Genomic DNA, 16,267 nt, shown 5'->3' with positions numbered 1-16,267 from the left:
AATGCTTAATCTAAAAAATGATTACCAATGTAAAATTGGTATTTCCACAGTACTTTTTACTCTATATAAGGTCTAGGATTAATGTGAAAAATGGGCTTGTCTCGTTGGTATTATGGTTACTATTGATTATAATACTATTGCACTTTGCAGTCAAAACTCCTGGTCTATTTACGTATTCGGATTCCCCATTTTTATCGAACAGTATACAAAGTGTAAGGGCTGATAAAATCGTTACCAATTACTTCCAAATTGGAAACGTTGACAATTTATATGTTATTATCAATTCGTCATCTTATGATCAAGCTTTACAAGAAATTTATTCTAATTTATATCTTCTTAAAAACGCTACAGTGATAACTCCAAACGATTACATTAACATGCTTAAGGCAGAATACATCAGCTATCTTGGCTTAAATGAGAAGAATCTGTCATCTACAATAAGTCAGATATATGAGAATCTTACTCGTTTGAAACTTTACTTACTTTCAAATTTTCAGTACTTCGAATATCAGTTAAATATTACGTTCGGACTCCCACTTCATAATTTCACTAGTAACATATGCCCTACTTATAAGGAAAATTTTAACAAAATTAATGGAAGTTTACTAGATAAAGCTAGGTATGCTGGGTACTTAACTTTTAAAGACCCATTTCTTTTCTATTTCGGATTTAATAATTATACTAACTATACTTTGGCATTAAAGTTTTTGATACAGTTTAGTAATTACACTAGTTTAATCGAGAGGATACTTAAAACTGAAAATAAAACATCTTTTAGTGAGAGTAATATAATTTATAATATGACAACAGTATTTAATTCGTCCTTTCATAAGGGTACCTTATGGTTTTTCATTATAAATGTCCCTAGCAATGAGAGCCTAACAAATATTAATCAATTTATTGAAAGTCTCAAGAACGCTTATGTCGTAGGTCATCTGGCGTACTATGCTCAATCGGCATATTATACTCAAAGTAACGTTGAAATTATAGATATAACTACAATTATTCTTGTAATGATATTACTAATACTGTTAGTTAGATCAATCATTCCAATTTTGATTTTAGTATCTAGTGCTGGAACTAGTCTTTTGTTAGCTTATAGTCTCATGTACGTGGAAACACTTCTTGGTTATAAGATATATTATATTTCAGGTTTAGTGGCACCTCCAATAGTATTTGGTCTTAACATCGATTATGGTATATTATTCATATATAGATATTTTGAGGAAATTAGTAAAAATAACTCAGACCCACTCTTATATGCACTTAAAAATTCAATAAAAGGTATACTATTAAGTGGTATTAGTATCACCATTGGATTCTCCAGCTTTATACTTTCTCCTTCTCCATTGCTTCAAAACATAGGAATAGCGCTAGTAACATCTTCTATTTCAGCGTTAATACCAGCAGTTTTCTTTACGTACACGTTATTGCTTCTAATTCCTCAAAGATATATTAGTTTTCCTAGAAAAAAATTACCGAGTGTTGCAGATATAAGGCAAAGATACTTATATAAGCTTTCGAGCTTTGCAGTAAGGCACAATAAGTTATTAGTTATTCTAATGTTAGTTTCTATTGTTATCTTTATCTTTTATTTTCCTACGATACACACTAATGTTAATATTGATGAAATATTACCGCCCTATGCTAATTCACTTGCAGGTACTAAGATTCTTAATCAACTTTACAATTATAGTATAGACTATGTAATATTGTATGGAAACCCTAGGGCTAACTATACTCTTATTTATAATTTATCTAAAAGCCTTATAGATCAAGGTAACTTAGTTTACGGCCCGATGTCCTTTGGTACTCAGATTATTGCCAATAATACTAACTTGTATGATCACTTTCATCAAGGGAATTACACTTTGTTGATAGTTTACCTAAAGTATCCAGTATTTAGTGATGGTGCTATAAATTTAACAGATTGGCTTATAAGTAAAGGATTCCTAGTTGGAGGAGACAATGCACAAAGGATAGATATTGTTAACAACACTGTTAATGTATATTTTAGCTATACCTTGCCACTTACTATAGCTTTAATCGTAATTTACCTTTTCATAATTCTCGGCTCTATTTTACTTCCTTTAAGATTGTCATTAACTATTGCTTTAAGCTCGTTTTTAGGAGTATTTACAGTGACACTAGTTTATACCTCACCTTACTGGCTATCTCCGCTTGTAATTTTCGCGCTTCTTTTCAGTTTGGGTATAGACTATGATATGTTCATAATTATAAGATTATTTGACGAGATGAAAAATGAAGATGATATAAATAACGCTGTAATAAGATCGGTAGAAAATACTGGATTAGTAGTAACTACTTGTGGTTTGATTTTAGCTGGAGCTTTTTTCTCCTTAATGGTAGCCAATATGAGATTTTTACAAGAAATAGGTCTAGGTGTAGGAGTCTCAATTCTGTTTGACACTTTTGTAGTTAGACCTATATTAGTACCTGCAATTATCTCAATTTTGAAAAAATACAATTTCTGGCCATTTAAGGCGAGGAAATTTCTTTATACCTAACTGCAATATTTATGATCTTCCTTACAACTTCTAACGGATCTTTGCCAAAAACGTAAGTGTTGGCCTCAATACCAGTACCGCCTAAATGTATTACCGCATCTGTACCTTCATCAAATACTGTGGCTATTGTTTCAGCTATTCTATCATTACCTATATCGTTCTGAGGACCTACTTTCTTAAATTTATAACCAATTTCCTTCAATACCATTTCCACTTTCTCATTATACTTGATATTCATAACCGATCTCACAGTGGGATGATTTTTCATCACTGATAATAGTACCTTTGCTAAATGTTTACTTCCTCCCCACATCGGTTTAGAGGCGGGTGTTGGTAAGTTTCTAATTTTAGTTATTCTCCCTGGAATTGCAAGTACATCTTCTTCCTTCTTAGCGTTAGCTTTTGCAAAGGCTAAATTGCTCAAAACTTCTGGGATTAATTCCGCTACAGACTCGTTTTGAAGCAGTGATAGTGCAAGTTCCATCATTTCTTCTTCATTCTCTTTGTATAGACTCTTACAAATATCACAATCAACTGGAATTTCACTATCAACCATTTTGTGATATTTACAGAATTTTAGCCTACCTAGATTGGAAAGGAAAAACATACTGATATATTGCATTACTTGTTTAGAATCACCATTCATCAGTAATTGTGTAAGTTTATCCAGAAAATCTTCTATTTCCTCATGTGTTAGTCCCAAATTCTGTAATCTTTTAATATACGAATTTTCGTCTTCATCTAAGTATTGTTTTACTGCTGGTTGGCTTACTCCTAAAAGATTAGCAATCCTTGTTTGGCTCATATGTAGTTCCCTAAGTCTTTTAGCCTCTAATACTCTAATTGATGGTATGAATATGTCATCAAACATTGATAGTGGTGATTTTAGCACAATAGTAAGATTGAGATCAGACAAAAATTACTTTCTGAATAGAGAGTTAACGTTTGCTGCAATTGATGGAACCTTCTCTGACATTATTTTGGAAGGAAATAAGGGAGCATATATAGTAATAGGCATAGTCAAAGGTAGAATATTTAAGGATTTCAAATTTACTATAGAGGATATTTCAGTTAATGACGAGCTATGTATTTGTGAAGCAGAAAAGAGGATGAGAGAACTAGAATACTCCAGTATGAAAGAAAATGAAGTTGATTTAATATTTTTCGATAGGAAACTATCATTCGACAAATCTTTAGGTATTTCTGTTCCTAAAAATTCCATCGGAATTGTAAAGGATTTTGATATAGTAAAAAGGGAAACTCTGAATAAAATAGAAAATCCTCCTTGGCTAATAATTACTGAAAAACATGGTGATATGATTTATGGATATTTTAAACTGTTCCCATTCTCGTGGGTATTCTACATAGAGTCTCAAGTTTTTGTAGAAAATCAAGAAGAATTGCTTTACCTAATATATAATCTAGCTAAGGAATCAATACCAGAAAGCTTAGGGTATAATTATCCATTATTTTTAGCAGATAAGTTAGTGAAATATTACAGAAATAAATTAAGCAAGTTATTAACTCTCAACAGTCTGCAAAGTAATATTAGATACAGAGAATTTAGAAGTTGGATTGAGAGATTAAGAAATGATGGAAAGTATTTTTGAAGAAGAAGAGGGAAAACTAAGAGAAGCCAAAATAATAACTAGACAAACATCTGATGGCAGGGGTACAATATCTTTTAGAAATTATATAGTAGAATTTCCCTTCTCGCTAAAGGATAAATTAGGTATAGGAAAATTGCTTGCTGTAAATACAATAAAGGAAAATAGCTATCTGATTTTAGAAGTTGCGGATATTATTCCAATGCACTATGGTATGATAAATCTGGACTCTACAATACCTAAGGAGATTAGAAATGAAATCATGAAAAAAGTTAGTGAAAGTTGGTATTCGAAAGATGAGAAAGAAATATGGATAGATTCAATAACTTATCCCTTAGGATATATTCTTGAAGTGAATTCGAATAATATTCAATTCAAAAAAGGATATTTCCCACCTTTATTGGGTTCCTCTGTTAAGATTTTGAATAAAAAGGCATATGCATCATTTGTCTGTGCAAATAGTAATATAAGTTTAGGAAACATTCTACATGAAGAACTTTCTCTAGAAATAAATCTAGAAAAAGCAATAAAGTACCACCTAGGAATTTTCGCCTTTACGGGTTCTGGTAAATCAAATTTAGCGTCCTTAATAGCGAGAAAAGTATTAGATAACATACCCGACACTAAAGTTGTAATATTTGATGTATCAATGGAGTATGCAATACTTCTCTTAGATAAGTTGCTTGAAGTTCCATCTAGAGTCGTAAGCTTAGATAGAGTTCCTCCCAATCCAGTTGATGCGAGTAGAAAATTTTTAAGAAGTCACGTGATCCCTGATGATATTATAGATATTAGAGATAAGATAAAAAAAGGTGCAGAAATTTTACATCAAAATGAAAAAATGAAACAGTTATATGTTCCACCTGAAGGTTTTTCCTACTTAACTTATGCTGATTTAATAGATCTAGTCAAAAAGCAAATAGAAGATAAATATACTGCTATATCCCAGAAACCACTATTTTACACTTTTCTAAGTAAGTTAGATAATTTCATGAGAGAAAGAAAACTAACAGTAGATGATATCATAGATGACTCTATTAACAAGCTACTGGATGAAATAGAAAATTTAGGGAAAGATGCACATTTAAAGGAGAATTCGTCACTGTTTACATTTATATCTGGTATAAGAGCATACATCTCACTTGGTATTAGAGAAACTGAAGATTATGATATAGAAAATTTAGCAATAGAAATTTTAGACTCTTCCAAGGACTCACCTAGATTATTCATTTTAGAACTCCCTAACCTAGAGGAGGGAAGGCAAGTAGTTGCGACTGTAATTAATCAAATCTACAATAGGAGAAAGAGAATGTATTCTGACAATCCTAAAGTACTATTCGTAATCGATGAAGCTCAAGAGTTTATACCTTACGATACCAAACAAAAAGATAAAAGTGAAGCTTCAAGCACTGCCATAGAGAAATTACTTAGACATGGAAGAAAGTATCATTTACACTCTCTCATAAGTACTCAAAGATTAGCTTATCTAAACACTAACGCACTACAACAACTACACTCTTACTTCATAAGTACGCTTCCTAGGCCTTACGATAGACAGTTATTGGCCGAAACTTTTGGGATAAGCGATATGCTCTTAGATAAGACTCTAGAACTGGAACCAGGACAATGGTTATTAGTAAGCTTCAAATCGGCTCTCCCTCATGATGTCCCAGTATTCTTTGCAGCGGAAAATAATCTAGATTTATTAAAAGATAAAATAAGTAAGTTATGACTATACTTCTATTTCTTCTAAATTTTGATCAGCAAAGGCCTTGTAAGCACTCTTAGACATAATTAGAATTATAAGGTTAGTCTCGTTAGTATATTTGTATACCTCATCGTAGATTGCATCTATTAGTTTAGACTTTTCTTTGCAATTAGCCGTTCTAACTATGACTAGATAGTATGCACCGTTTTCATCTTTAAAAAGGTGAACTTCACCATCATTATTTAGTTCCTTCGCCTTCTTATATGCAGCTAAAATTGCGTTTTCCATATTATAGTAATTAACTTATAAATTAATATACCCAGATACTCTTGGTTTTCCTTGTCTTACGTTAACGTTTAAGATGGGTATCCTATTTTCAACGATAGGTATTGGAACAGATGAAATAATCTTAGCTTTTTGATTATCGATTTTTATATTAACACTTATTGCATGACCCTTAACTATTATGTGATTTTGCCCTTGATTTATAGTGGACCATTTGTAATTAGTTATTTGTCCTTCTATTTCTTTTGTAACCTTAACATTTGGCTTAACCAAATACATTAAATCTTCTATTTCCTCTTCTTTTACGTTTTTCAGAGCAAACCCTACCCTAATTCCAGTCGAAACACTTTTTTGATCCTCATCTAAAACTTGAATACTCTTTATTTCAACCTCCTTATTATAAGGTAACGCTACCAATTTATCATGAGTTTCAACATTTGTAAATGAGAATCCAGTAACTACAGTTCCAACACCTTTGACTGTAAATACTCTATCTACATAAACTATTCCCTTGTCCTCCTCTTTCGTCTCGCTTAAGTCGGAAATATCATTGTATAGTTCGAATTTAATAAAGGAGCTTAAAGAACTTAAAATATTATTTATTTTACCTCTATCTAGGTTAGATATTACTATTTTATTATGTGTATTTAGAGAATCAATTAGAAGTGCTAGTTCTCCATCCATCCACGTTAAAGTTTCTGGTATATATAATATCGCAGTGGACGAAAGCGATAATGCTTCAGCTAGATCTATAATTTTTTCTGGATACTCTGTAGTTAATAGGATTGATCTGATATATTCACCTTTTTTTCGATAATATATTTTAGTATTGGCGGTTTCATGAAGTTTACCTAATTTTTCAGCAATCTCAGTCACTTTATTCTTATCTGACGATAAGACTGTAATTACACTCCCATAATACATACGCTCACCTTAATATAAAGTTTATAAAGCTTATAACAAAAGATTAACATATGAAGTTAATTGCGGCTGGTCTCACATTAATATTTCTTGGTTTCATTCTACTCTTCCTAGGTGTGGTATCACAAGTTCAAACTCCACAGACAACTACTTCATCTTCTCCGCAATTCGCAGGATTAGTGTTATTAGGGCCAATTCCAATAGCATTTGGCAATGTCCCACCATCAGTCTTAAGTAACCTAATTATAGTTGGTGTTGTATTTACCATAATAATGTTAATTATTTATTTAATAATGTTTATAATTGGAAGAAAAACTGCCAGAGCTCCATTTTAATTAGGAATTATTAAACTTCTTATTGCCTCTCCTTGCTCTAATAATTTTACTGCCTCGTTAATTTCTTCTAATCTAAATTTCCCTGTAACTAATGCATTAGGGTCATATTTTCCCAATCTTACAAGCTCAATAAGTCTAGGCATATCCACTCTGGGCCTCCCACCATAGTCTCCTATAATTTTAATACCTCCTCTAACTATACTTGCTATTCTAATTGGAATTTCAGCAGTAGTTGGAGGTAATCCTACTAGTACTACCTTTCCTCCTATTCTAACCATATCTAAAGACATTTTCACTGTTTCGGTAGTCCCTGCTATCTCTATTACAACATCAGGTCCCCCACCGGTTATATTCTTGACTGCTCTAATAACATCAGTCTCCTTAGAGTTAACTACATCACTAGCCCCTAGTTCTAACGCTTTTTCTAATTTCCATTTTCTAGTCCCAATTGCTATTATTCTGCCTGCACCAGCGATCTTTAACATCTGTATTACAGACAATCCAACACCGCCAACTCCAATTACAGCAACTGTTTCACCAGGTTCTATTCTAGCTGAATTTACAGCACCATAAGCAGTTAAGCCCGCACAACCCAATACTGCAACCTTTTTCAAATCTAAATCTTCTGGAACTTTAGTGAGCGCAGTATGAGGTACTATTACATATTCTGCAAATCCTCCTCCTAAAAATGCCCTTATTGGAGTACCATCCCTAAAGTGTAATCTAGTAGTACCATCTAGTAATGTTCCGTTTAGTCGGTTTTTTGCAAAAACTTCGCATAAATTCTCATTTCCCATGATACAATTTTTACATTTACCACAAGGATGGATAAATGCTGATATAACTCTATCGCCAGGTTTAAACTCCGTGACGTTATCTCCTACCTCCTCCACAATACCAGATATTTCATGTCCTGCAATAACTGGTGGAGGGACCGGGGTTTTTCCCTCAAATACGTTTACATCTGAATGACATAGGCCAGTTGCTTCAATTCTAATTTTGATTTCACCAGCCTTAGGTTTATCTATTTGAATATTATCTTCAATAATTAATGGTTCATTATATTTATACAATATTGCACCTTTCATTAATATAAGATATAGTATAAGCATATTTAAACATTTCTGAACATCTCCCTTTATAACTGCTCAAACTATTCATTATATCGTGGTACGATTACGATATTTTAAAGGTTTATTACTGTCTGATTTTTCAGCTCCCGGTTTAACTTGGAATGATGAGTTTAAGTGTTATATAGGGCAAGCGAATAAGTATCGAGAAGTCCTTTCTTACTTCAAGAGATCTCATGTTGAAGTAGAGGATAACGTTCTAGAATTATTACCTTTTCCTTTGATTTTAGATCGAATAAGATTAAGGGAATATCAGCGAGAGGCTTTGAACACATGGCTAAAGAGTAAGCTTGGCATAATAGTGATTCCCACTGGAGGTGGAAAAACTGTAATAGGATTAAAGGCCATAGCTCTGGTTAGGCTCGCAACATTAATAGTAGTACCTACAATCGATTTATTACAGCAATGGTATGAAAATATAAAAGAGTTACTTGGAGTTGAGGCAGGAAGGATAGGAGGAGGATATGATGAACTTAAAGGAATAACTGTAATTACATATGATTCAGCGTATACCCAGCTAGAGAAAATAGGAAACAAGTTTGGATTAGTAATTTTTGATGAAGTTCATCATCTACCTTCAGAGGGATATTCCATAATAGCTCAAGGTTTAGCAGCACCATACAGATTAGGTTTGACTGCTACGCCGGAAAGAAGTGACGGAAGGCATAAATTATATCCCTCACTAGTAGGGCCTATAGTGTATAGGATCACAGTGTCTAACTTAGTCGGGAAATATCTTTCAAATTTTGAAATCCAACGTATATATGTAAATCTCACTGAAGATGAAGAAAAATTATATAGGCACTATAGAGGAATCCTAAAGAAATTTCTATCTCAACGCAATCTTGAGTTAAAATCGTTGAATGATTTCAACAAATTAATTAAGCTAGCAGCTAAGGATAAGGAAGCTAGAGAGGCGTTATTAGCATGGCATGAAGCTCTTAAAATCGCTGTAAATTCGAAAGCAAAGTTAGAGAAGCTAAAAGACTTACTCACGGAGCTAAATGGAGAGAAAATTATAATATTCACTAGAAATACGTCGATGGCATACGAAATATCAAGACTATTCTTAATTCCTGCAATTACATATAAGACTAATAAGCAAGAAAGAATAGAGATTCTTGAGAAATTTAGATCTGGAAAATACAATGTAATAGTAACTTCTAGTGTTCTTGATGAAGGTATTGACGTTCCAGATGCTTCTGTTGCCATAGTTTTAGGAGGTTATGGAACGTCTAGGCAATTCATACAGAGGTTGGGTAGAATCTTAAGGAAGAAAGAAAATAAAAAAGCTAGACTGATAGAAATAATAACTAAAGGTACTAGTGATTATAATTTAAGTAAAAGGCGAAGGCAAAATGCTAACCTCTGATCTGGCTAGGTTTAAGATAGAAAATCAAAGGATAATTCCGCTATTTGCTACAGACTCTGACATAGATGTAGCAAAGGAAGTCATTAATATGTTTAAAATAGGAGCAAAAGTAGGTGATGTGTTAGAAGATTTAAAATATTTATCTAAGATATATGATTATAAATTAGTAAAGGGATTAGGTAAAATTTATCTAAGATATTGTACAGTTGAGAGTGAGACTAAGATTGATTATATAGAATTGCGTAGGCAATTATTTAGTAGGGGTCCAGCATTAGAGGAAAATACTAAGGAGAAAATATTAAAAGAGGTCAGTAGCATTTTTCATGTTGATCCCATAAAGGTAATGTATGAGGATCTTGACGTTGAAAAGAAAATAGTAGAACTCCCTAAATTTTCTCCTGAAGATCTATTAAAGATCTACAATCTTTCCCTTTTACAAACCATTATTTTCAATGCGTATAAGGTCACAGTTTCAGTTAGTGAAGGCTGGAGAGAAATCGCTAGAAGAATAAAAATGTTAGGATTAATGTATTTAGCATATGAAAATCCACTTAGAATAGAGATTTTTGGCCCATTATCCTTAGTAAAGATGACAGAAAAATATGGGAGAAATTTGGCTGCGCTAGTACCGTTTTTAGTCTCTAAGAATAAGTGGACCATTATAGCTGATATAGTTTTAGGCAAAAATAAAAGAAGAACTTATAGGCTAGAACTCTCCAGTAGTTATTCTAAACTTTTTAAGTATATTAATGATCAAGAGATAGAGAAAAGATTTGATAGTTCAATTGAGGAAAAGTTCTACGAGGAGTTTAGAAGGGTCATAAGGGATTGGAGTATAGTAAGGGAACCTGAACCTATAGTGATAGAAAAAAGACTCTATTTTCCGGATTTTGTACTCAGTAAAGGCAATATTAAGGTATACGTAGAGATAATGGGATTTTGGACTAAAGAATATGTAAATTCTAAGCTAGAGAAACTTAGAAACTTCAAATATCCTATTTTAGTTCTCTTGAATGAAGAGCTTTCATATGAAAACTATATACCGGATACTTTAAATGTAATAAAATTTAAGAAAAAAGTTGATATAGTTAAACTATATTCAGCTTTAAGAAACTTTCAAGCAAATATCAATGAGGATGTCGACTTGAGCGGTATCAATGATGATATTATCTTGATTAAGGAATTATCAACCAGGTATAATGTGGATGAAAAGGTAATTAGAAGCAAGTTGATGCAAAGATCAGACTATATAGTACTAAAAAATTACGCTATAAAGAAATCATTTATAGAAGAGTTAAAAAAGGAAGATTTCTCAAATACACAACTTTCTTCATTAGTAAAAAAATACGGAAATTACATAGTTGATGTTATAGATTATTTAGGTTATAAAATTGTTTGGAAGAATATTTCGGATGCAACAGTGGAAAAAAATTAAAGAGGTTTAAAGGCTAGCCTGAATAGCCAGTAGATCGCTTTTATCACTCCCATCGTGTTATTAAGATTAATATTTGCGAAAGTATATGCGTATTTTCCTTGTGTCTCTTTTAGTTGTTTAAATACCCATTCAATGCTATCGAATATTTTATCTATCATATATTGGACAGTCCTTTGAGCAAATTTGTTCTTAATACCACCAGTGAGAATTGGTATCATTTCTCTCGTTATCTGTAAATCGTATTTCCACGATATGTATAGTAGATCCCAATATCTAGTTGGCATTTTTTCTAACATTGGAAATGGATTATTTCTAATATAAGAAACCCCCATAGGTATGACAGGCAACGGAAATATCCAAGCTTTAAGTTTATGATCAATTATGGATTGAACTAAATCAATTGATTGATCAACATCTTCGTTTGTCTCTTCCGGATAACCTATTGTCATAGTGTAACAAGGATAAATGTAATTATCGTTCATTATTGCAGTTGCATCAAGTATAACATCCTTCCATTCTCGTGGAGTCCAAGGGAAAGGCTTGGCTCTCATGTACTTACTAAGTATCTTTTCACTTCCACTCTCAAGTCCAACTACTGGAGCTGCAGCCCTATCCTCATCATATCTTGCTATCTCAGACATAGCCTTTACTGTTTGCGGACTACTTCTAACGGCTGGGGCAGAGATATGTGGAAACCATATTCCATCTACTCCCATATTCATGGTTTCGGTGAACAACTTTGTAATAGCTTCATGATTTACCTTTAATTTCTGTGAACCGTATAGTAGAACATCATCAGTTATGAACTCAACTCTCTTTATCCCAGCTCGCATGTTGACTTCGACCTCCTTCTTCACAACGTCCAATGGTATAGTTCTAAAAGTCTCAGGGGTTATTGGACAGAATTGGCATCCTCTTGGACATCCTCTGGTTATCTGAACTTCCCCTAATCTTGCAGGATTTATTATTGGTGGTATTTCATTTACTTTTGGATTCTTGCCATAGACAATCTTAGGAACTTCTTGTCCATCAAGTATGGATTTCACAATTCGTGGTAAATCTACTTCAGCTTCTCCTATAAATATAACATCTGCCCAATCCACTTTCTCTTTGGTTAATTCCCAGCTTCCTGGCCCACCTACTATTACTTTAAAATTATACTTTGACTTAAGCTTCGAGATTTTTTCGCTAAATTCGTCAAAATATTTGGCGGTCCATGTAGGACCGCCTCCAAATATCATACTTAACTTAAAGCTAACTGGATTTAAGCCCAAGGGATCATGGACTGTTAATCCTATCACTTTAGTATTCTGGTTTATTGCCTTCTCTAGCCTGTGTGGAGGTACTACTGCAACGCTATCGAATCCTGCATGAACAAGAATACTCTCTACTTTTCTAAGAGCGTATGGCGCTATTATTGCTCTCCCTTCAGAATCCACTGGGACATCCGGTGTGAAGAATCTGTCCATAAAGAATTTAGGTACTAATCTTGACGGCATACAAGCTACATAACCCAATACACTGGAACCCCCATAGTCTGTGAAAGATCCTTTATCCGCGGTTAATACGATGTCCCATGCCATAATGATATATTTTACTTTCCTAATATAAAAAGTATTCATTATAGGTCATGAAAAAGAGCAATATTTAATTAACGTAAACTTTTTTATTGTATATGGAATTATGCTACTGTCTGCAACTATTACACCAAATTACTTTTAGCCTATTAAATGTAAACAATCTTACTATGTGAGAAAGTTAAAAAGGGAGGCATATAATTTATAAAATAATATTAGAATGCTACGTCAAGATGTTAAATATCATGAAGAAGTGATTGAGGCGGAATTCTCATATGAAGGTTATACTGTCATTGAGTATAGAAGATCTTTTACTTTGAGTCGAGCTTTAGTTAATGGTAGATGGGTAGTTTATGATGGTAACAAATTATTAGAAAGCAGTCAAAAGATAAAGGAGTTTGAAATTTGTGAAGACTTTTATCATGAATCAGTGAAGACATGGATAAATAAGGAAAAGTATTTAGGGCTTTTTTCTAATATTAAATTAGATGAGACTGATCAACTAAAAGTTGTAAGCAAGAAGATTGCAAAGTCTATCTTAATTCATGATGTTAAAGAGTGTCGTGAAGAAAAAGTAGTAAATTATGTAAGGTATAACGATCTAAATTTCTCATATACTGGCGAACCTAAAGATATACCATCTATTGTAGAATATCTGAAGACAACTCAAGCTCAACTTTCTTCTCCATCTAGACAAGTCTTGACTGAGAGTGGTAGGTTAACCTTCATATTAGATTCTGAAATAGTAGCATCAATTTTCCATTACATTTTTAGAAATTTTTTAAATGGTAATTCTCCTAAGTTGAAATTAAATGAAAAAATATCAAGTGAAATCACAATTTATGATAATCCATTAAATTCTTTCTCCCCATCTTTTTCAGTCTTTGATGATGAGGGAGTAAAAACGAAGAAGAAAGAGATTATTGGAGACGGAATAATTACAAATTATTTAGGAACGCTTACTTCGAAATATGGAGAAGCAGGAAATGCTCGAGGCATTTTACCAAAACCAGATTATTTCTCCTTAGAAGTAAAGCATGGAGACTGGTCTCTTAATGAGCTAATTGATGAAAGTAGAGGGGCGTACATTGCTATGGGTGTTAAGAAGTCGGAATTAATACGTAATAGTATTAGAATAACTCCGAGAAGTGTAATTAAAATAGGTCAAGGACAAATATTCTTTAGGGAGATTGCAATTCCACTTCAAGAACTAGTTACAATTGATGCCATTACTAAAGAAAATAGAGGAGTATTTATAGATGAAGAACATGGAGGTGTAGCTCCATACATAAGAATGAAGGTGAGAGCGATATTGTACTAAAGAAAGATATAATAAATGCATACGATAATATAGTGTATAGAAGAAAGCCTAATCCTTATATCAAATTGATAAATGGAGATAAAATTATCGATGTAGGCTGTGGATCTGGTCAAAATTGTGATCAATTCAAGGGAAGAGTAGTTATTTGCTTAGATATTTCCCTAAACCAACTAAATCAAGCTCGTAAAAAAGGATGTCAAAATTTAGTACAAGCTGATATGGAATATTTACCATTTAGAGATTCATCATTTGATTCTTTAACTTATATAGCATCTCTTCATCACTTAAGAGATCCATCTAAAGCCTTAGAGGAAGCTCATAGAGTGTTAAAAAATGAAGGTGAAATACTGGTTACTGTATGGTTAGTACAGCTGAAGTTTTTCTTCTTAAGAAGATATATAATCAAGAGAAGTATCATAAATGGCAAAGAGATCAGGCGTTTTTATAGACTTTATTACCCTTGGGAATTGAAACGAATAATGGAAAGCAAAGGTTTCATTACAAAGATCTACAAGATATATAGAGTAAGTAGCTTATTGCCCAATAATTCCCTTTATTATGGTATTAAATCAACTGCTTAGACATATAAGGACCTTCTTTTACATAGCCCCTTTTGGCATAATATTCTCGAGCACCGATTCCAGATAGAACCGAAATTTTCCGCATATCGAATTCCTCTCTCGCAATTCTTTCAGCTTCACTTAACAACTTACTTCCATATCCCTTATGTTGGAAACCCAATTCGTCCCAGCTTCCTATCGGTACTTCTATCCCGTATACATGAAGTTCCCTTACTATGGCTGTCTTTCCATCTATCTCTTTTCTATGAGCCTTATTTGATGGTATTCTCAATCGTAAATAACCTATTAAAATTTCTTTATCATCCTCGAAAGATAGGAAAATTTCAGTACCTTCACTGGCTTCGTAAACTTCCTTGTAAAGATGAATTCTGGCCTCATCTGGTAATAATCCTCTATGTTGCCACATCATCCCAACTTCCCTAAACCTGATTTCATTAATCTTAATTCCTTTTTCCAAGACTTTTTTCTCTACTAATTCTCTTAAATTTCCCTTTTTGTTACCGTCTAAGATTACGTTAGCGGGAATATCTCTTTGTATTCTCATCACTCTAACCCATTTAGGGACGTATCTGTACATTTCAGATATTAATTCAACTAAAGTCTCCGTATCATAAGGCTTATACAATCCTCTTTTCCATAAGTTTACTAACGGTGCAGTTTCAACTACTAAGGTAGGATATATTTTTAACATATCCGGCCTAAAATTAGGATCAGATAATATTGTCTTAAATGCCTCCAGGTCTTTATCAGGGTCTGATTTAGGAAGACCAAGCATAACGTGATAGACCACTTTGAATCCTGAGTCCTTTAGTATTCTAGTGGATTCTATGGAATCTTTTACGGTATGACCTCTATTGGTGAACTTTAGAATGTCATCATATACAGTTTGTACTCCTAATTCAACTTTGGTCGCACCTAATCTCAGCATTTGGTCTGCATGCCACTCCTTAGCCCAATCGGGTTTCGTTTCAATTGTCATCCCTACGCAACGTATTTCTGCTTTTTCGTTCTTTAACTGTGCATCTTCTAAATACACAAAAGGAGGCTTATCGGAACTAGGAAATCTATTCATAGCTTCCAAGGCATAGGTCACAAACCAATCTTGATAATCTATGGGTAATGATAGAAAAGTACCACCCATTATTATTAACTCTACTTTGCTTGGGGTATGTCCATTCTCGACATATTGTCTTAGTCTTGACTGTACTTGATAGAATGGGTCATAATTGTTTTCTATTGCTCTCATTAAAGTTGGTTCTCTACCATAATAGCTTTGAGGGGTACCTATATCCACTCCTCCGGGGCAGAATATACACTTCCCATGCGGACAAGAATGTGGATGAGTCATTATCGATACTATTGTAACGCCAGAAAGCATCCTAGTTGGTTTCCTTATTGTTTGCATTAAACTATACTACTCTTTATTCATATTTAGGACTTACTGTGTTAAAACTTTAATATTTCCAG

General features: G+C 33.1%; 14 protein-coding genes. 8 read left to right on the top strand and 6 right to left on the bottom strand.

Annotated elements, in window-relative coordinates:
* Positions 1 to 17 precede the first annotated feature (17 nt).
* Positions 18 to 2,528: an MMPL family transporter gene (locus GFS03_RS09230; RefSeq protein ID WP_153423702.1), complete on the top strand. Its 2,511-nt coding sequence runs from the start codon at positions 18 to 20 to the stop codon at positions 2,526 to 2,528.
* Here GFS03_RS09230 and GFS03_RS09225 read toward each other — a convergent pair.
* Positions 2,500 to 3,420 (bottom strand): thiamine-phosphate synthase family protein, encoded by a 921-nt coding sequence (locus GFS03_RS09225; RefSeq protein WP_181443750.1) that lies wholly within the window; start codon positions 3,418 to 3,420, stop codon positions 2,500 to 2,502. The two genes, GFS03_RS09230 and GFS03_RS09225, sit on opposite strands and share 29 nt — an antisense overlap.
* On the opposite strand from GFS03_RS09225, the gene GFS03_RS09220 reads away from it, so the two are divergent.
* Together GFS03_RS09220 and GFS03_RS09215 are read left to right on the top strand one after the other, a co-directional pair.
* A complete protein-coding gene (locus GFS03_RS09220; RefSeq protein WP_153423698.1) occupies positions 3,380 to 4,138 on the top strand; it encodes a DNA double-strand break repair nuclease NurA in 759 nt (252 codons plus the stop codon). The genes GFS03_RS09225 and GFS03_RS09220 overlap by 41 nt on opposite strands.
* On the top strand, positions 4,119 to 5,867 hold the full coding sequence (locus tag GFS03_RS09215; RefSeq protein WP_153423697.1) for an ATP-binding protein: 1,749 nt from the start codon (positions 4,119 to 4,121) through the stop codon (positions 5,865 to 5,867). The genes GFS03_RS09220 and GFS03_RS09215 overlap by 20 nt, the downstream gene beginning before the upstream one ends.
* On the opposite strand, the gene GFS03_RS09210 is transcribed toward GFS03_RS09215, so the two are convergent.
* Together GFS03_RS09210 and GFS03_RS09205 are read right to left on the bottom strand one after the other, a co-directional pair.
* Positions 5,868 to 6,131 carry a hypothetical protein gene (locus GFS03_RS09210; RefSeq protein WP_153423695.1) on the bottom strand — a complete coding sequence of 88 codons (264 nt, stop codon included), beginning with the start codon at positions 6,129 to 6,131 and terminating at the stop codon, positions 5,868 to 5,870.
* Between the two features lie 15 nt (positions 6,132 to 6,146).
* Positions 6,147 to 7,052, bottom strand: a complete 906-nt coding sequence (locus GFS03_RS09205) for a translation elongation factor (protein ID WP_153423693.1) — start codon at positions 7,050 to 7,052, stop codon at positions 6,147 to 6,149.
* Positions 7,053 to 7,102: 50 nt separating this feature from the next.
* Here GFS03_RS09205 and GFS03_RS09200 point away from each other — a divergent pair, with 50 nt between their 5' ends.
* Positions 7,103 to 7,384, top strand: coding sequence for a TIGR00304 family membrane protein (locus GFS03_RS09200; RefSeq protein ID WP_153423691.1), 282 nt, complete (start codon positions 7,103 to 7,105; stop codon positions 7,382 to 7,384).
* Here GFS03_RS09200 and GFS03_RS09195 read toward each other — a convergent pair.
* On the bottom strand, positions 7,381 to 8,472 hold the full coding sequence (locus GFS03_RS09195; RefSeq protein ID WP_238699091.1) for an alcohol dehydrogenase catalytic domain-containing protein: 1,092 nt from the start codon (positions 8,470 to 8,472) through the stop codon (positions 7,381 to 7,383). The two genes, GFS03_RS09200 and GFS03_RS09195, sit on opposite strands and share 4 nt — an antisense overlap.
* 79 nt (positions 8,473 to 8,551) lie before the next feature.
* On the opposite strand from GFS03_RS09195, the gene GFS03_RS09190 reads away from it, so the two are divergent.
* Both GFS03_RS09190 and GFS03_RS09185 read left to right on the top strand, forming a co-directional pair.
* A complete protein-coding gene (locus GFS03_RS09190; RefSeq protein ID WP_153423687.1) occupies positions 8,552 to 9,886 on the top strand; it encodes a DEAD/DEAH box helicase family protein in 1,335 nt (444 codons plus the stop codon).
* Positions 9,873 to 11,321, top strand: coding sequence for a DUF790 family protein (locus GFS03_RS09185; RefSeq protein WP_153423685.1), 1,449 nt, complete (start codon positions 9,873 to 9,875; stop codon positions 11,319 to 11,321). Before GFS03_RS09190 ends, GFS03_RS09185 begins: the two co-directional genes overlap by 14 nt.
* On the opposite strand, the gene GFS03_RS09180 is transcribed toward GFS03_RS09185, so the two are convergent.
* The gene (locus GFS03_RS09180; protein WP_153423683.1) at positions 11,318 to 12,943 is read right to left on the bottom strand and encodes a B12-binding domain-containing radical SAM protein; all 1,626 of its coding nucleotides are present in this window, start codon (positions 12,941 to 12,943) and stop codon (positions 11,318 to 11,320) included. The two genes, GFS03_RS09185 and GFS03_RS09180, sit on opposite strands and share 4 nt — an antisense overlap.
* A gap of 175 nt (positions 12,944 to 13,118) precedes the next feature.
* On the opposite strand from GFS03_RS09180, the gene GFS03_RS09175 reads away from it, so the two are divergent.
* Positions 13,119 to 14,219, top strand: coding sequence for a metallopeptidase TldD-related protein (locus tag GFS03_RS09175; RefSeq protein ID WP_153423681.1), 1,101 nt, complete (start codon positions 13,119 to 13,121; stop codon positions 14,217 to 14,219).
* A gap of 32 nt (positions 14,220 to 14,251) precedes the next feature.
* Positions 14,252 to 14,800 carry a class I SAM-dependent methyltransferase gene (locus GFS03_RS09170; protein WP_153423679.1) on the top strand — a complete coding sequence of 183 codons (549 nt, stop codon included), beginning with the start codon at positions 14,252 to 14,254 and terminating at the stop codon, positions 14,798 to 14,800.
* On the opposite strand, the gene GFS03_RS09165 is transcribed toward GFS03_RS09170, so the two are convergent.
* Positions 14,784 to 16,205, bottom strand: a complete 1,422-nt coding sequence (locus GFS03_RS09165; protein WP_153423677.1) for a tRNA uridine(34) 5-carboxymethylaminomethyl modification radical SAM/GNAT enzyme Elp3 — start codon at positions 16,203 to 16,205, stop codon at positions 14,784 to 14,786. The two genes, GFS03_RS09170 and GFS03_RS09165, sit on opposite strands and share 17 nt — an antisense overlap.
* Between the last annotated feature and the right edge of the window lie 62 nt (positions 16,206 to 16,267).

The organism is Sulfolobus sp. E5-1-F (genome assembly GCF_009601705.1).
Taxonomy (GTDB): domain Archaea; phylum Thermoproteota; class Thermoprotei_A; order Sulfolobales; family Sulfolobaceae; genus Saccharolobus.
Note: the sequence above shows the minus strand (reverse complement) of the source record. Positions and strands in the feature narration are given on the sequence as shown.